Origin of the sequence: Sphingosinicella flava, assembly GCF_016025255.1 — a bacterium.
Lineage (GTDB): Bacteria > Pseudomonadota > Alphaproteobacteria > Sphingomonadales > Sphingomonadaceae > Allosphingosinicella > Allosphingosinicella flava.
This window is the reverse complement of the sequence record NZ_CP065592.1, coordinates 1,009,055-1,026,025: the sequence shown is the minus strand read 5'-3', so window position 1 is coordinate 1,026,025 and position 16,971 is coordinate 1,009,055. Positions and strand designations below refer to the sequence as shown.

Sequence of the window (16,971 nt, the reverse complement as noted above, 5' to 3'; positions counted from 1 at the left end):
CATTGCGAGCGAAGCGAAGCAATCCAGATGCTGGTACCGCTGGATTGCTTCGTCGCTACGCTTCTCGCAATGACGAGGTTACGCGCTCAATCCACCAGCTCAACCGCCATCGCGGTGGCTTCGCCGCCGCCGATGCAAAGGCTGGCAATGCCCCGCTTGCCCCCGGTCCGCTCAAGCGCGGCGAGCAAGGTGGACAGGATGCGCGCGCCAGAGGCGCCGATCGGGTGGCCGAGCGCAACCGCGCCGCCATGCACGTTCACCTTTTCGTGCGGAATGCCGAGGTCGCGCATCGCGGCCATCGACACGCAGGCGAAGGCTTCGTTGATCTCGAACAGGTCGACATCCTCGACCTTCCAGCCGGTCTTTTCCAGCAGCCGCTCGACCGCGCCGATCGGGGCGGTGGTGAATTTCTCCGGCTCGCGGGCGTGGGCGGTGTGGCCGACGATTCGCGCCACCGGCTTCAGCCCCTTGGCTGCCGCGACGGATTCGCGCGCCAGAACAAGGGCGGCCGCGCCATCGTTGATCGACGATGACGTCGCCGCGGTGATCGTGCCGTCCTTGGCGAAAGCGGGCTTCAGCGACGGGATTTTTTCGGGTTTGCCCTTCTTCGGGCTTTCGTCCTGGCTCACCACCTCTTCGCCCGCGCGGGTCTTGACGGTGACGGGCACGATTTCCTTGTCGAATCCGCCGCTATCCTGCGCTTTCACGGCGCGCGCGAGCGACTCGATCGCATAGGCATCCTGCGCCTCGCGCGTGAACTGATATTCGCGCGACGTATCCTCGGCGAAAGTGCCCATCGCCCGGCCCGGCTCATAGGCATCTTCCAGACCATCCAGCATCATATGGTCGTAAATCGCGTCATGGCCGATCCGCGCGCCGCCGCGATGCTTCTTCATGAGGTAGGGCGCGTTGGTCATGCTCTCCATGCCGCCCGCGATGATGATGTCGCTCGATCCCGCCGCGATGGAATCGGCCGCCATCATCGCCGCTTTCATGCCCGAACCGCACATCTTGTTGATGGTGACGGCCTCCACATTCTTCGGCAGTCCCGCCTTGATCGCCGCCTGCCGCGCGGGCGCCTGACCGAGGCCCGCGGACAGCACGCAGCCCATATAGATGCGCTCGACATCGTCGGTCGAAATCCCCGCGCGCTCGACGGCGGCTTTCACCGCGACCGCGCCAAGCTCCGGCGCGCTGACGCTCGACAAACTGCCCTGAAACGCGCCCATCGGCGTGCGGGCATAGGAAAGAATGACGACTGGATCGGTCATGTGAAAGGCTCCGTATCTAAAGCCCTCCCCCTTGATGGGGGAGGGTTGGATGGGGGTGATGTCTCCGGAAGGAACGAGCCCTACGTCGTAGATCATCCCCATCCAGCCTCCCCCATCAAGGGGGAGGAGAAGTGAATGTTGCACTGCACATAAGCCGCCTTGCCGCCTTGTTCAAATCCTTCCCCTTCGCTAGGGCCGGATCAAAATAAGGGAGAGGCTGCACATGTCCGACTTCGGACTCGATTTCGCGCTCGGCGAGATGGCGGATGCCATCCGCGACACCACCGCCCGTTTCGCCGCCGACCGCATCCAGCCGCTCGCGGCCCGCATTGACGAGGAAGACTGGTTCCCGGTCGAACTCTGGCCCGAAATGGGCGCGCTCGGCCTCCACGGCATCACGGTGGAGGAAGAATTTGGCGGGCTCGGACTCGGCTATCTCGAACATGTCGTCGCTCAAGAGGAGATCGCCCGCGCTTCCGCCTCGATCGGCCTCAGCTACGGCGCCCACTCGAACCTCTGCGTCAACCAGATCCGTCGCTGGGCCTCGCCGGAGCAGAAGGCGAAATATCTCCCCAAGCTCATCAGCGGCGAACATATCGGCTCCCTCGCCATGTCCGAAGCGGGCGCCGGGTCCGACGTCGTCGGCATGAAGATGCGCGCGGAAAAGAAGGGCGACCGCTACGTCCTTAACGGCACCAAATTCTGGATCACCAATGCGGCCTATGCCGATACGCTCGTCGTCTACGCCAAGACGGGCGAGGGGAGCCGGGGCATCACCACCTTCATCATCGAAAAGGACATGCCCGGCTTCTCCATCGGCCAGAAGATCCCGAAAATGGGCATGCGCGGATCGCCGACGGCGGAGCTCGTCTTCAACGACTGCGAGGTGCCCGAAGAAAATGTCATGGGTCCGCTCAACGGCGGTGTCGGCGTCCTCATGTCCGGCCTCGATTATGAGCGCACCGTGCTCGCCGGCATCCAGCTCGGCATCATGCAGGCCTGCCTCGACGTCGTCCTTCCCTACGTCCGCGAGCGCAAGCAATTCGGCAACCCGATCGGCAGCTTCCAGCTCATCCAGGCCAAGGTCGCCGACATGTATGTCGCGCTGAACAGCGCCCGCGCCTACGTCTACGCCGTCGCCCGCGCCTGCGATGCCGGCAAGACGACCCGCTTCGACGCCGCGGGCGCGATCCTGCTCGCGTCCGAGAACGCCGTCAAAACCTCGCTCGAGGCCATCCAGGCCCTGGGCGGCGCGGGTTATACGAAGGACTGGCCGGTCGAACGCTACATGCGCGACGCCAAGCTCCTCGACATCGGCGCGGGCACCAACGAAATCCGCCGCATGCTGATCGGCCGCGAACTGATCGGGGCCGCATGACGCTTTCCACCCCCAATCCTTCCGCGTCATTCCGGCGACAGCCGGAATCTCGGCACGGAAAGGACACTGAGACTCCGGCTTTCGCCGGAGCGACGGGGAAGATGTGAGCCAGAAACTCGTCGAAATCGTCGAATGGTATGCGGCCGGAAGCGCGGCCTTCGCCGCCCTGCTCGTCGCGCTCGACCTCGGCCGCAAGGTCACCGGCTATGCGATGGTGCTGTTCTGCACCTCGTCCATCGCCTTCATCGTCTATGGGCTCACCGATGAAGAAGGCGCGCTCTGGACGCAGAACGCCATCCTCCTCTGCATCAATCTCGTCGGCGTCTACCGCTATCTGATCAGGAAAAAACCTGCATGACGGCTCTCACCTCGAAAGTGGACGAAGGCTCCGACGCCTTCCGACGCTACTCCGAACATAATCGCGGCCTCGTGGACGCACTCCGGACCAAGGCGGCACAGGCCGCGCAGGGTGGTCCCGAAAAGCATCGCGAACGCCACGTCTCGCGCGGCAAGCTGCTGCCGCGCGACCGAGTCACACGCCTCCTCGATCCCGGCTCGCCCTTCCTTGAAATCGGCCAGCTCGCCGCGAGCGGCATGTATGGCGACGAGGCGCCCGGCGCCGGCATGATCTGCGGCATCGGCCGCGTGTCGGGCCGCGAGGTGATGATCGTCGCCAACGATCCCACCGTGAAGGGCGGCGCCTACTTCCCGATGACGGTGAAGAAGCACCTGCGCGCCCAGGAGATCGCCCTCCAGAACCTGCTGCCCTGCGTCTATCTGGTCGATTCAGGCGGCGCGAACCTTCCTCACCAGGCGGAAGTCTTCCCGGACAAGGAGCATTTCGGCCGCATCTTCTTCAACCAGGCGCAGATGTCCTCCCAAGGCATCGCCCAGATCGCCTGCGTGATGGGCAGCTGCACCGCGGGCGGCGCCTATGTGCCCGCAATGTCGGACGAGACGGTGATCGTCCGCAATCAGGGCACGATCTTCCTCGGCGGCCCCCCGCTGGTGAAGGCCGCGACGGGGGAAGTGATCAGCGCCGAGGATCTCGGCGGCGGCGACCTCCACGCCCGCAAGTCCGGCGTGGTCGATCACCTCGCCGAAAATGACGAGCACGCCCTCGCCATCGTCCGCGACATCGTGGCCCGCCTCAACACGGTGAAGGCGCTGGACATCGACATCGCCGATCCGGTCCCGCCGAAATTCGACGCCGAAGACCTGTACGGCATCATCCCCGACGATGTCCGCACCCCCTATGACGTGCACGAAGTCATCGCCCGCATCGTCGACGGCAGCGAATTCCACGAATTCAAGCCGCTCTACGGCTCGACCCTCGTCTGCGGTTTCGCCCGCATCTGGGGCATGCCGGTCGCGATCCTCGCCAATAACGGCATCCTGTTCAGCGAAAGCGCGCAAAAGGGCGCCCATTTCATCGAACTCGCCTGCCAGCGCCGCACACCCCTCCTGTTCCTCCAGAACATTTCGGGCTTCATGGTCGGCGGCAAATATGAGGCGGAAGGGATCGCCAAGCATGGCGCCAAGCTCGTCACCGCTGTCGCCACCGCGCAGGTGCCCAAGATCACCGTGCTGATCGGCGGCAGCTTCGGCGCCGGTAATTACGGCATGTGCGGCCGGGCTTATAGCCCGCGCTTCCTCTTCACCTGGCCGAACAGCCGGATCAGCGTGATGGGCGGCGAACAAGCAGCGAGCGTGCTCGCCACCGTCCACCGCGACGCCGAGACTTGGGGCGCCGAAGAAGCCGAAGCCTTTAAAGCCCCGATCCGCCAAAAATATGAAGACGAAGGCAACCCATACTACGCCACCGCCCGCCTGTGGGATGACGGCATCATCGACCCCGCCCAAACCCGCGACGTCCTCGGTCTCGCTTTCGCCGCCACCCTCAACGCCCCCATCCCCGAACGCGCCCAGTTCGGCATCTTCCGGATGTGACGATGAGCGCCAACCTAGAAATCCTCCCCGGAACGGGGAGGGGGACCAGCCGAAGGCTGGTGGAGGGGGCCCTATAGTGCTCACTTCCCCAATCAAGCTGGTCAAAAGAGCCCGTTCACTTCGCAAAGAAATGAGCCTTCCCGAAGTCCTGCTCTGGCGCGAACTGAAGCGGCGGCCCGGAGGATTCAAGTTTCGCCGCCAGCTCCCGCAGTGCGGCTACATTCTGGATTTCGCCTGCTTGGAAGCACGGCTAGGAATTGAGATCGACGGCGAAGCCCATGAACGCGAAGATCGGGTTGAACGCGACCGGGTGAGAGATCAACAGCTGATCCAAGTCGGCTTCAACACCATCCGCTTTCCCGCACGCGACGTGCTGCAGAATATAGAGGGTGTTGTGACGAGCATAATCGAATGGTGCCGGGCCTCGGGCCCCCTCCACCAGCCTGCGGCTGGTCCCCCTCCCCGTGCCGGGGAGGATTTTGAATGATCCAATCCCTCCTCATCGCGAACCGGGGCGAGATTGCCTGCCGGATCATCCGCACCGCCCGGCGGCTCGGCATTCGCACGGTCGCCGTCTATTCCGACGCGGATGCGGGGGCGCTGCATGTGCGCGAAGCGGACGAGGCGGTGCATATCGGCCCGCCGCCCGCGCGCGAAAGCTATCTCGTCGGCGACAAGATCATCGCGGCCGCGAAGGCGACTGGCGCGGAGGCCATTCACCCGGGCTACGGCTTCCTCTCCGAAAATGCCGACTTCGCTGAAAAGGTGATCGCGGCGGGTCTGATCTGGGTCGGCCCGCAACCGCATTCCATCCGCGCCATGGGTCTCAAGGATGCCGCCAAGAAATTGATGGACGAAGCCGGCGTTCCCACCACGCCCGGCTATCTCGGCGACGACCAATCGCCGGATCGTCTGCAAAAGGAAGCCGACGCCATCGGTTATCCCGTCCTCATCAAGGCCGTGGCGGGCGGCGGCGGCAAGGGGATGCGCAAGGTCAACGCCGCGTCCGACTTCGCCGATATGCTCCTCTCCTGCAAGCGGGAGGCGGCCTCCTCTTTCGGCGACGACCGCGTCCTTATCGAAAAATATATCGAGCGCCCGCGCCATATCGAAGTGCAGGTGTTCGGCGACACGCACGGCAATGTCGTCCACCTGTTCGAACGCGACTGCTCGCTCCAGCGCCGCCACCAGAAGGTGATCGAGGAAGCCCCCGCACCCGGCATGGACGAAGCCACCCGCGCCGCCGTCTGCGCAGCCGCGGTGAAGGCCGCCAAGGCCGTCGACTATGTCGGCGCGGGCACGATCGAGTTCATCGCCGACGGCTCGGCGGGCCTTCGTGCCGACCGCATCTGGTTCATGGAAATGAACACGCGGCTCCAGGTCGAGCATCCGGTGACGGAGATGATCACCGGCCAGGATCTCGTCGAATGGCAACTCCGCGTCGCGAGCGGGGAGCCGCTTCCCAAGCGCCAGGATGAGCTTTCCATCACCGGTTGGGCCATCGAGGCCCGCCTCTATGCCGAGGATCCCGCCAACGAATTTCTGCCGTCCATCGGGCGGTTGGACCATCTTTATTTCGATGCGATGGAAGAACGGCATTCGGGTGCAACGTCGCACGCGCGGGTGGATAGCGGAGTGGCGCAGGGCGACCGGATTTCGCCCTTCTACGATCCGATGATCGCGAAGCTGGTGGCCTGGGACCGCGATCGAGCCTGGGCGCGCCAACTGCTGATGAAGATGTTGAACGCAAGCTATGTGGCGCCGCTCAGGACCAATAAAGGATTCCTCTACGAATGCGTCGCGCATCAGGATTTCGCGCTTGGCAGGCTCGACACCGGGCTGGTTCCGCGCGAACTGGACCGGTTGCTTCCCGCCCCGTCGCCGTCGCAAGCGGCGATCGACGGCGCCGCCGCCTTCTACCGGGCCTATGCGCCTTATGAGGGCGCGGACGACTATGCCTTTCGCAACCAGAATGCCGGTTTCCGCCTCAACGCAGAACCAGATCCGGAGATCGCCTTTTGGCTGAATGGCAGCCGCGTCGCGGGCGACTGGACCGGGGGCATGCCGGATTACAGCGCGATATTGTCGATCCGGTCGCTGGGTGAAGAAGGCGCCATCGTCACAGAGCGCGGCCAGACCTACTTGCTGCAAACCCGCTACCCGCAATCCGCCGATGCGCGGGAGGCGGGCGACGGCGCGATGATCTCCCCCATGCCCGGACGCATCATCGCGGTCGACGCGCGGCAGGGGGATCGGGTGGCGAAGGGGCAGAAGCTCGTCACGTTGGAAGCGATGAAGATGGAACACAGCCTCGCCGCCCCCTTCGACGGCATCGTCACCGAACTCAACGCCAGCGAAGGCGCGCAAGTGGTGGAGGGGACGCTGCTGGTGAAGATCGAGAAGGCGGAATAAATCCTCACGGCACGGGGGACCATGCGAAGCATGGTGGAGGGGTTGCTCGGAACTTCTTACCAGCCCCTCCGTCAGCGCTATGCGCTGCCACCTCCCCGTACCGGGGAGGATAAAAAGGCTGTCCTACACGCGTGCTTCCTGCCACCATCGGGCCGTCGCCGGTTCCGGTGATGCGGGAAAGGAAACTGAAAAACTTCGCCACAGCATCAATTTCATCAACTTCACGGGATTTAGCAGGCAATGGCAGGGCGCTTTTACGATGAATGGCAGGTCGGCGACCGGCTGACGCACCAGCCGCACCGCACGGTGACGGAAACCGACAATCTCCTCATCTCGACGCTCACCCACAATCCGCAGCCGCTGCATCTCGACGCCGAATATGCGGGCGCGACGGAGTTCGGCCGGATCGTCGTCAACGGCACCTTCACCTTCGCGCTGATGATCGGCCTGTCCGTGGGCGACACCACGCTTGGCACGCTCGTCGCCAATCTCGGCTACGACAAGGTGCGGATGCCGAAGCCCGTCTTCATCGGCGATACTTTGCGCGCCGAAACCGAAGTGATCGCCTTGAAGGACAGCAAAAGCCGCCCGGATGCGGGCATCGCGACCTTCGAGCATCGCATGTTCAACCAGCGCGACGAACTCGTCTGCATCTGCGAACGTACTGCCCTGATGCAAAGGAGACCGGCGTGACCCCCCCTTTCAAAGCCCTCCCCCTTGATGGGGGAGGCTTGGGTGGGGGTGATCTCTCCGCCTGCACCGAACCTAGCCCAGCCATCACCCCCACCCAGCCTCCCCCATCAAGGGGGAGGGGCCTCTTGGAGCGCGGCCAATGAAGCTCCGCTCCCTCCTCTTCGTTCCGGGCGACCGCCCCGAACGGATGGAAAAGGCGCTCGGCCTCGGCGCCGACGCGCTGATCCTCGATCTCGAGGATGCCGTTGCGCCCGAGAAGAAGCCCGAGGCGCGTCGTCTTGTCGCCGATTTCGTTTCCGCTCACCCTGCCGCCCATCTCTGGGTGCGCATCAATCCTCTCGATGGAGGGGAGGCGGACAAGGATCTCGACGCGCTCGCCTCTGTCCGGCCGAACGGGGTCGTCCTTCCGAAGGCCGAAGGCGGCGCCTCCGTGGACGCCTTGGCGCACCGGCTGACGATGATGGGCAACGCCACCGCCCGCATCCTCGCCATCGCGACCGAAACCCCCGCCGCCATTTTCCAGCTCGGCACCTATGGCGGGGCCAAGAGACTGGAAGCCCTCACCTGGGGCGCCGAAGACCTCCCTGCGGCCATTGGCGCCGCCACTTCTCGCGAGGAAGACGGCAGCCTCACGCCGCCTTACGAACTCGCCCGTTCTCTCTGCCTGTTCGGCGCGGCGGCGGCGGGCGTGGCGCCGATCGAGACCGTCTATCCGAACTTCCGCGACCTCGACGGCCTTGCCGCCTATGCCGCCCGCGCCCGCCGCGACGGCTTCACCGGCATGATGGCGATCCACCCGGCGCAGGTGCCGGTCATCAACGCCGCCTTCACCCCGTCCGAGGTGGAGATCGCCCATGCCCAGGCGATCGTCGACGCCTTCGCCGCCAATCCTGGCGTCGGCGCGCTGTCCCTCGACGGCAAGATGATCGACCGGCCGCACCTCGTGCAGGCCCGGCGCACGCTCGGCCTAATGATCACTCCGCCTTGATGTCGTCGCGATAGCGGCTCTGGATGAAGCGTTGATGCGCCTCGAAGGTCAGGCGGCGGTCGCGGCTCACCTGGGTGCACAGGTCGCCAAGCTCGTCCGCCAGCGTGTCGAGGCCCTGGGCAAGGCGGTAGGCGAAGCTCGGATCCTCCGCCCGGGCGTGCGCGGGCAGCTCGCAATAGGAACGGACGAGGCGGGGCAGGTGGTCGCCGATCAGCCGCCGCGCGTCCCAGGCGAGGGTCGAATTGGGGTCGATCTCGCCCAATTGCGGCTGCAGGTCGCCAAGCCGCGATAGCACGCGGTCGAGAGGGTCTCCGGCTTCGCGCGGCATCCGTTCGCGCAGGTCGAGCAGCCAGCTTTCGGCCTTGCCGGGAAGAGCGGTCAACTCCTCCCGCGAAAAGCCCTTGAGCGTCCGGCCTTGCCAGCGTGCCGCAAGAACGGCGAGCCCCACCGTCGCCACGCCGCCAGCCAGCAGGAGCGGCGTCGCAAGCGGGGCGACGGCGAGGCTGTAGGCAGCGATGCTTCCGCCCGACACGGCGGTAGCGGTCGCCGCCCGCCCGAACTTCCGGGCCGCTTCATGCCGCTTGCGTTCCTTGCGCCGTTTCTCGGCCGCGCGAACCGCTTTGGATTTGATGTGCTTCCGAAGGAACGTCTCGGCCGCGTCGAAAGCCTCGCCCAGACCGATCACTGGCCCCCGACGCCTCCGTCGTCCTTGTAGCGGCTCTCGATGAAGCGGCCCTGCGTCTCGAAGGCGTCGAGATCGCCGCGCGTCAACCGGGCGCCGAGATCGTCGAGCGCGGTCTTGGCGGCGTCGAGACCCGCGACCAGCCGCTCGTCGACAGTGAGACCCTCGCCGTCGCGCTGCTGACGGTAGGCGGGCGGCACACGTTCGTAGCGTTCGATCAGCTCGGGCAGATGCTGCCCCATCAGCCGCCGCGCATCCTGCGCCAGCGGATCGAGCGCGTCGAGCTCGCCCAGCCGGGATTCGAGCAGCGGCAGCTGCGCGGAGATCGCATCGACCCGGCGCCCGGCGGGAGAGGGAAGGGCAGGGCGCTTCAGGTGCAGGATGGAATCGAGGCGGCTCACCACTTGCCGGTTCGACATGTCCTGCGTGTAGGGCTTCTCCGCCTTCTCGCCCGGCCAGACCGACATGAAGATGAGGATGAAGATGATGGCGAGCGCCACCAGGAACAGGCCGCCGATGCCGATCGGCCCGACGATCCAGCCGAAGCCGATTGTCGCGACGATCAGGGCGCCGATCGCTGCCGTCATCGCTCCCACGCGTTTTCCAAGCGATCGCGCCGACCGTCCGTAATGCCGCCGCGCCGCCGCCCGCGTGGAGGGCGCATGGCCGTCCAGCCGCGCGCTGATCTCGTCGAAGCGGGCGAGGGTGTCTTCGACGCGGCGGGGCGTGCGCGCCATTTTACCCCTCAAGCGCCGTGAACGGCGATTCCGCGGGCCCAGCCAGCTTGTTCTGCTCCACGCCTTCCGCCCTGGCGATATAGCCCCGGCTCTTTTCGACTTCGGACGACAGGACGTTCACCGTCTGCTTCATGTTGCCCAGGGCCTCGACCTTGAACCGGTCGATCGTATCCATCGTCTCGTAGATGTTCTGGAAGGCGCGCTGCAGGGTTTCGAGCGGTATGGTCGCGGACGCGGCCTGCTTGTGGATTTCGCCGGACTGGCTCTTGAGCAACGTGCCCGTCGTGTCGATCATGTTCGCGGTCGTCGTATTGAGGGCGCTGATCTGATCGAGCACCAGCCGCTGGTTGGTCAGCGCCTGTGCCACCGTGACCGCCGTGCGGAGTGCCGCGACGGTCGTCGTCGATGCGCGATCCACGCCCTTCACCAGCTCGACATTGTTCTTTTTGACCAAGTCGAGCGCGAGATAGCCTTGCACGCTGACCGCCATCTGGGTCAGCAGGTCTGTGGTCCGCTGGCGCGTGTAGAAAAGCGCCGTTTCCCGGATCGCCTTGGCCTTGGCGGGCTCGGTCGCATCGAGCTCGTTCGCCTTGTCCTCAAGCTTCTGGTCGAGCGTCTTGGAGATGTGGATCATCTGCTCGAGCTTGCCCATGGTCTTCCACAGGTTTGCCCGCTCGACGTCGATGGCGGCATTGTCCATCAGAAGCTCGTCCTTGCCCGACGCGAGACTGGCGAGAATCGACGAAATATGGGTCTGCGCGGACTGATATTTCATGAAATAGCTGCGCATCCGGTTGCCGAACGGAATGATCCCCAGGATCTTGCGCGGCTTGGTGAGCGCGCCGCCCCGGCCGGGGTCCAATTCCTCCACCGTCTTGCGGAGCTTGGTGAGATCCGATCCGATGCCGGTGTCGCTGTCGATCGCCTTGACCGGCCGGTCGAGGAAGCGGTTGGAATGACCGGCGGCTTCCGCGATTTCCTTGCGGCCCATGGTGGTCAGCTGATCCACTTTCTTGCCGAAATCCGGGCTGTTGGCGTCGAGCGCGACGAGATCGGTGATGAAGCTGTCCACCTTGGATTCAAGCGCGGTCTTTTCCTCCGCCTTCAGCGGCACCAGACCCGCGGCCTCGGCGGGCTCGATCGGCGCCACGACGTCCGGAGCTTCCAGTTTCAGCTTGGTTTCAGTGGCCATGCGCTAACCCCTTGGTTGTTCGAGGGTGAAGATGGGGCTTTTGGGCCATTCAGCGCAAGGGGAAAAGTGTATTGTTTTTACAATACACCTATTCAAAGGTCCGGCAGCACCTGCTCCGCCTCGCCCCAGCCTTGGAGCAGGCGCCCCGACGCGCGCTTCAGCAGCAGGTCCACGTCCTTCACCGTGAAGCGCCCGCCGCTATCCATTTCGTCCAGCTCGTTCCAGTTGATCGGCGCCGACACCGGCGCATGCTCGCGTGATCGGGCGGAGTAAGGCATGATCGCCGTCGCCCCACGTTGGTTGCGCAGGTAATCGAGGAAGATCCGGCCTTTCCGTTTCGCCTTGGCGAGGTTGGCGGTGAAGCGCTCCGGCTCCGCTTCCGACAAGGCAAGGGCGAAGCGCTGGGCGAAATCCTTCACCTCTGGCCATTCCGCTTTGGGTGCCAGCGGCACGACGATGTGCAACCCCTTACCGCCTGTCAGCAGCGGGAAGGTCTGAAGGCCCATGTCGGCAAGGTGCCCCTTCAGATCCACCGCCGCCTTCTTGACCGCCTCGAAACCCAATCCTTCGTCGGGATCGAGGTCGAAGATCAGCCGGTCGGCCTTCTCGATATCGGCAACGCGCGATCCCCAGCCGTGAAACTCGATCGTTCCCATCTGCACGCAGGTGAGCAGCCCGGCCTGGTCGGTGACGTAAAGATAATCTTCCGTATTCCCGCGTTTTTCCAGCACCGGCACATGGTGGACGTGGGTGCCGAACGTGCCCGCATCATGCTTCTGGAAGAAACATTTCTTCGCCCGTCCCTGCGGACAGCGGACCAGACTGATCGGCCGCTCCTTCACCCATTCGAGCATCAAGGGCGCTACGGCGCGGTAATAATCGGCGAGCTGCCCCTTGGTGACGTTGGCGTCGGGGAAGATGACGCGATCGGGATTGCTGATCTTCACATCGTCGCCCGCTGTTTCAGGCATCGGCTGCGGCTTTTCCTCGACCACCGCTTCAGCCGGCTTGTCGTCGCGCAGGCCGAGGAAACTCGCGTGGCGCACTGATCCCTCGCCGGTAAATTCGGCGAAGGCGACCTCCGCCACCAGTTCCGGTTTCACCCAATGCGCCCCACGCGATTCCGATCGCGGCACCGCGACCGGCGCCTCCTTCGTCTCCAGCTTTTTCAGCCTGCCGAGCAGGTCTTGGAGTGTCGCCATCGAAAAGCCGGTGCCGACCTTGCCGACATAGCGCAGCTTGCCGACCTCATGGACCGCCAGCAGCAAGGCGCGAAGCGCTCGCGCCTTGCTCTCGCTCGGCGTCCAGCCGACGATCACGAACTCCTGGCGCCGCGTGCATTTGATCTTGAGCCAGCTCTTCGTGCGCGTGCCCCGATAGGGCGCGTCGGCTTTTTTCGAGATGATGCCTTCCTGTCCAGCATCGCACATCGCGTCGAACAGCTTCTCGCCGGCGCCAATAACGTGATCGGCATAGAGGATGAAGGGCGGCTTGCCTTCGCCGAGCAGGGAGGACAGCCGTTGCTTCCGGTCGATATTGGGAAGGCGCGTCAAATCTTCGCCGTCCACCTCGAGAAGGTCGAAGGCGAACAGGGTCAGGCCCTTGCCGCCCTCGCTGATCGCCTGTTGAAGCGCGGAGAAATTGGTACTGCCCTTGTCGTCGACCTTCACGATCTCGCCGTCGATCAGTGCGGAGCCGACTTCCAGTTCCTGCGCGGCCGCGACGATCTCCGGAAATTTATCCGACCAGTCGAGCCCGGTGCGCGTGTAGATTTTCGCTTGGCCCTCCGCGATGGCGAGGAGACAGCGATAGCCGTCGAACTTCATCTCGTGCAACCAGGCCGAGCCGCTCGGCACATGATCGACGAGGGTGGCTTTCTGCACCTCGCGAAAGGCCGGGAGCTTCAATCCTCCCCGGGACGGGGAGGGGGACCGCGCGGAGCGCGGTGGAGGGGTTTTCGCGGACTTCCGGCCAGCCCCTCCACCAGCCTTCGGCTGGTCCCCCTCCCCGTCCCGGGGAGGAGACTTTTCCGCCCGATCACTGTTCCAAGGCGGATCGTCGCCTTCCGCAATCTCGTTCATCGTCCGGCCGGTCTTGACGGAAGTCAGATATTTCTCGGTCAGCCCGACCGAGCTGCCCGCATGCACGTCCTCGATCTTGCGCAGCAGCCAATTCTCGTTCCGCTCGCCGGGACGCGGCTTGAGGCGGATGAGGATCCACTCGCCCTTCATCCGCTCGCCGTCCAGGCTGAAGTGGAGATGGCCCTTCTCCAGCGTCTCGCGCGGATCCTTGCCGGGTTCCGGCGTCCAGGTGCCGCGATCCCACAGCATAACGGTGCCGCCGCCATATTGGCCCTTGGGGATCGTGCCTTCGAACGTCGCATAGGACATCGGATGATCCTCCGTCCTGACCGCAAGGCGCTTGTCGGCGGGGTCGAGGCTCGGCCCCCGCGTCACCGCCCAACTCTTCAGCGTCCCGTCCAGCTCCAGCCGGAAATCATAGTGGAGCCGCGTCGCGTCATGCTTCTGCACCATGAAGATGTTCTTGCCGGTCGCCTCCACCCGGCCCGCGGGCTCGGCGGTCTTCGTGAAATCGCGCTTGGCCTTGTATCGGGCGAGGGGATCGGCTGCCTTTTTAGCCATGGACCCTCCCCGTCGCCCCGGCGAAAGCTGGAGTCTCTCTACGGAAGAGGCACGTTCTCGTCCTGAGATCCCGGCTTTCGCCGGGATGACGAAAGAGGGGAGGCATCATGCCCGCTTCCGCGCCGGTGCTTTGGCGGCCGCCTTCTTGGCAGGCGCCTTCTTCGCGGAGGGTTTTCGGGAGGGAGAGGCTTTCTCGGCCGCCGGTTTCGCATCCCCCGCGTCCCCCCCGCCCTTGTCGAGCGATTTCTTGAGCGCCGCCATCAGATCGATGACGTTGGATCCCCGGCTCGGCGCTTCTTCCTCCTCGGTTTCGATCGTCTTGCCCTTGCGCTTGCGGTCGATCAGCTCCTTCAGCGCATCGATATAGCGGTCGTGATATTCGTCGGGGTGGAAGGGGCCCGTCTTCTTTTCGATCAAGGTCTCGGCGAGGTCGAGCAGCTCCTCGTCCGGCTTCCCATCGCCGATGTCGCGGAAATAGCTCTGCGCCTTGTTGACCTCGTCGGCATAGCGCAGCGTCTCCAACACCAGACCGCGCCCGCACGGTTTCAGGCTCACCACATATTCGCGGCCGCGCAGGGCAAGCTGCCCAAGGCCGACCTTCTTCGTCCGCCGCAATGCCTCGCGCAGCACGATGAACGCCTCTTCGGCGAGATCGTCGGCTGGAACGACATAATAAGGCTTCTCGTAATAAAGGACGTCGATCTCGCTCTGGTCGACGAATTGGGTGAGCTCCAGCGTCTTCTTGCTCTCGAGCTTCACCGCCTCGATTTCATCCTCTTGCAGAAGGACATAGTGGCCTTTCTCATATTGGAAGCCTTTGACGATCTCGTCGGGGTCGACGGGCCCGACGCCAGGCACGACCTTTTCATATTTGACGCGTTTGCCCGTCGGCTCGTGAATCTGGTTGAACGCGATGGTCGCGCCGCTTTTGGTCGCGGAATAGATTTCGACCGGGATCGAGACGAGGGCGAGCCTGATCTGTCCCTTCCAATAAGCCCGTGCGGCCATGACCTGCTCCAAATGATACGCGGGCGATTCAATGAGCGGGGAAGGGGGAGGGTTCCGCCATCAAGGGCGGCGCCCGCAGTCGAAACTCTTCTCCATCACCGCTACCACCATTCCTCCACTACCCCCAATCCCCCCAAATTCCCCCAAATCACTCCACTCCCTCCTTCTTCTTCTCCGAAGCTAATCATCTATCCTTATAAGGGATCCTTATAAGGGTCCCTTATAAGGATGTCACCGGGTTTCTGCTGCTGATGTGCATTCAGTACTTGGCTGGGATGCTTGGATCGTGGCTATGCGGGGATTGGAAGTGAGGGGCTGAGACCAAAGCCAGGCATGGTGCATAAAGTGCCGGAACGCTGCGGCATGCGAATGAATCCAAGGGTGCGACACGTCCTTGAAACTGCCCTGCTTACGGGCCATCACTGCGGGGCGAAGGGATGAACATGAGCGTGAACAGGCGGCTTTTCCCGGGCGATGCATTGGGCGCCGGAATGGCGGCGATCCAGACGTCCGCCGCTGCGGTTCAAGACGCGCGGTTGGGCCCCGTGTCGCGACCCTATGTTGCCGTGGCCTGCGCGGGAACGTTCCGCTTCGATAGGGCGCAAGGAGAGAGGCATGGCAGAGCCGCGCCTCTTCGGTCCGATGATGAATGAACGGTCCCGCCGGCGGGTGCCAATCATGGTAGCGGGACATCGCGGTGCCAGGGCTTTCTGCCAGCCGCCCCGGCCGGCAGGGTCTGCGCTGCCGTCCATCCTCGCATCGCAATGGATGAATTCTCTCGCGCGCCTGATGCGGCGCAACGGTGGCTGAAGTCGGTGCACCTTGCCACGACCGCCATCGTCCTTTCGCTGCGCCCGCATGGCGAACATGGGACGATCGCGCGCTTTCTCACACCCGAAGCAGGGGTGCAGGCCGGTTACGTAAGGGGCGGGCGGTCGCGGCGGCTCAAGCCGGTGCTGGTGCCCGGCAATATCGTCCAGGCCGAATATCGTGCGCGAACCGACGAGCAATTGGCCCAGCTCGCCGTCGAGCTGGTCGCCAGCCGTGCGCCATTGTTCAGCGAAGCGCTGCCTGCCGCCGCCATCGAATGGGCGGCGACCTTGACGGCCACGGCCTTGCCGGAGGGGCAGCCTTATCCGCGTCTTTACCAAGCGCTTGACGGCCTTCTCGCCGCCATTGAAGCCGCGCCATCGGCCAAGGGGTGGGCGGCGGCGTTCGTCCGCTACGAATTGCTGCTGCTGTCGGAATTGGGCTTCGGCCTCGACCTGTCCGAATGCGCGGCGACAGGCGCTCGGGACGGCCTCGCTTTCGTCAGCCCTAAAAGCGGGCGCGCGGTGAGCCGGGAAGGCGCGGGGGCGTATCGCGATCGCCTGCTGCCCTTGCCCCCCTTCTTGGTCGGAGGCGGGGAAGGCGGATGGGACGCGATCCTGGACGGCTTCAGGCTCACCGGCCATTTCCTCGCCCGCGATGTCCTGATCGACCGGCAGGCGGAGGCGCTCGCCGCGCGCGACAGGCTGATTGATCGTTTGCGTCGCGTCGTGCGTTGACGGCGGCAATGGAAACAGGAAAACTCTTTTCCGTGAGATCGCTCTTCCCGCACAGCGCCACGACGCGCGGCGTCACCGTCTTGGTATCGGTGAGCTTTCTCGCCGATCAGTCGGAGCCCGCCAAGGGCCGCTGGTTCTGGGCCTATCATGTGCGGATCGAAAATGACGGCGATCACGCCGTTCAACTCCTCAGCCGCGAATGGCGGATCAGCGACGGGGACGGCATCGTCCACGAGGTGAAGGGCGACGGCGTCGTCGGCGAGCAGCCGGTCATCGAACCGGGCGGGTCGTTCGATTATGTTTCCGGCTGCCCCCTCGGCACGCCCAACGGCGCGATGGAGGGGCGTTACAATATGATCGCGGCCGACGGCGCCGTCTTCGCCGCCGCCATTCCGCGCTTTCCGCTGCAAACGTCCATAGTGGAAAGCTGACGCCCCGGCCGGGGCGTCAGCTTCCCCCTTACTTCGGCGC

General features: G+C 64.5%; 15 protein-coding genes. 9 read left to right on the top strand and 6 right to left on the bottom strand.

Features of this window, described 5'->3' with window-relative positions; all coding sequences use genetic code 11:
- Positions 1 to 86: 86 nt before the first annotated feature.
- Entirely contained in the window at positions 87 to 1,271 is a 1,185-nt protein-coding gene (locus IC614_RS05370) for an acetyl-CoA C-acyltransferase (protein WP_200972870.1), read from the bottom strand.
- Between the two features lie 223 nt (positions 1,272 to 1,494).
- Here IC614_RS05370 and IC614_RS05365 point away from each other — a divergent pair, with 223 nt between their 5' ends.
- The 7 genes from IC614_RS05365 to IC614_RS05335 all read left to right on the top strand — a co-directional run bounded on the left by IC614_RS05365 (position 1,495) and on the right by IC614_RS05335 (position 8,692).
- A complete protein-coding gene (locus IC614_RS05365; protein ID WP_200972869.1) occupies positions 1,495 to 2,649 on the top strand; it encodes an isovaleryl-CoA dehydrogenase in 1,155 nt (384 codons plus the stop codon).
- A gap of 103 nt (positions 2,650 to 2,752) precedes the next feature.
- Positions 2,753 to 3,007, top strand: coding sequence for a hypothetical protein (locus IC614_RS05360; RefSeq protein ID WP_200972868.1), 255 nt, complete (start codon positions 2,753 to 2,755; stop codon positions 3,005 to 3,007).
- A complete protein-coding gene (locus IC614_RS05355) occupies positions 3,004 to 4,599 on the top strand; it encodes a carboxyl transferase domain-containing protein (RefSeq protein ID WP_200972867.1) in 1,596 nt (531 codons plus the stop codon). Before IC614_RS05360 ends, IC614_RS05355 begins: the two co-directional genes overlap by 4 nt.
- A gap of 76 nt (positions 4,600 to 4,675) precedes the next feature.
- Positions 4,676 to 5,086, top strand: a complete 411-nt coding sequence (locus IC614_RS05350; protein ID WP_226372738.1) for an endonuclease domain-containing protein — start codon at positions 4,676 to 4,678, stop codon at positions 5,084 to 5,086.
- Positions 5,083 to 7,011 carry an acetyl/propionyl/methylcrotonyl-CoA carboxylase subunit alpha gene (locus tag IC614_RS05345; RefSeq protein ID WP_200972865.1) on the top strand — a complete coding sequence of 643 codons (1,929 nt, stop codon included), beginning with the start codon at positions 5,083 to 5,085 and terminating at the stop codon, positions 7,009 to 7,011. The genes IC614_RS05350 and IC614_RS05345 overlap by 4 nt, the downstream gene beginning before the upstream one ends.
- A gap of 240 nt (positions 7,012 to 7,251) precedes the next feature.
- Positions 7,252 to 7,704, top strand: a complete 453-nt coding sequence (locus IC614_RS05340; protein WP_200972864.1) for a MaoC family dehydratase — start codon at positions 7,252 to 7,254, stop codon at positions 7,702 to 7,704.
- 139 nt (positions 7,705 to 7,843) lie between these two features.
- A complete protein-coding gene (locus IC614_RS05335) occupies positions 7,844 to 8,692 on the top strand; it encodes an HpcH/HpaI aldolase/citrate lyase family protein (RefSeq protein ID WP_200972863.1) in 849 nt (282 codons plus the stop codon).
- On the opposite strand, the gene IC614_RS05330 is transcribed toward IC614_RS05335, so the two are convergent.
- The 5 genes from IC614_RS05330 to ku form a co-directional block, all read right to left on the bottom strand.
- The gene (locus tag IC614_RS05330) at positions 8,679 to 9,377 is read right to left on the bottom strand and encodes a hypothetical protein (RefSeq protein WP_200972862.1); all 699 of its coding nucleotides are present in this window, start codon (positions 9,375 to 9,377) and stop codon (positions 8,679 to 8,681) included. The two genes, IC614_RS05335 and IC614_RS05330, sit on opposite strands and share 14 nt — an antisense overlap.
- Entirely contained in the window at positions 9,374 to 10,111 is a 738-nt protein-coding gene (locus IC614_RS05325; protein WP_200972861.1) for a hypothetical protein, read from the bottom strand. Before IC614_RS05325 ends, IC614_RS05330 begins: the two co-directional genes overlap by 4 nt.
- A 1-nt stretch (position 10,112) precedes the next feature.
- Positions 10,113 to 11,303 carry a toxic anion resistance protein gene (locus IC614_RS05320; protein ID WP_200972860.1) on the bottom strand — a complete coding sequence of 397 codons (1,191 nt, stop codon included), beginning with the start codon at positions 11,301 to 11,303 and terminating at the stop codon, positions 10,113 to 10,115.
- Positions 11,304 to 11,395: 92 nt separating this feature from the next.
- Positions 11,396 to 13,945 (bottom strand): DNA ligase D, encoded by a 2,550-nt coding sequence (gene ligD, locus IC614_RS05315; RefSeq protein ID WP_200972859.1) that lies wholly within the window; start codon positions 13,943 to 13,945, stop codon positions 11,396 to 11,398.
- Between the two features lie 105 nt (positions 13,946 to 14,050).
- The gene (gene ku / locus IC614_RS05310) at positions 14,051 to 14,953 is read right to left on the bottom strand and encodes a non-homologous end joining protein Ku (RefSeq protein ID WP_200972858.1); all 903 of its coding nucleotides are present in this window, start codon (positions 14,951 to 14,953) and stop codon (positions 14,051 to 14,053) included.
- A gap of 764 nt (positions 14,954 to 15,717) precedes the next feature.
- Here ku and recO point away from each other — a divergent pair.
- Together recO and apaG are read left to right on the top strand one after the other, a co-directional pair.
- Complete coding sequence (gene recO, locus IC614_RS05305) at positions 15,718 to 16,500, top strand: DNA repair protein RecO (protein ID WP_200972857.1); 783 nt, start codon at positions 15,718 to 15,720, stop codon at positions 16,498 to 16,500.
- A gap of 8 nt (positions 16,501 to 16,508) precedes the next feature.
- Positions 16,509 to 16,931 carry a Co2+/Mg2+ efflux protein ApaG gene (gene apaG, locus IC614_RS05300; protein WP_404829146.1) on the top strand — a complete coding sequence of 141 codons (423 nt, stop codon included), beginning with the start codon at positions 16,509 to 16,511 and terminating at the stop codon, positions 16,929 to 16,931.
- Positions 16,932 to 16,971 lie beyond the last annotated feature (40 nt).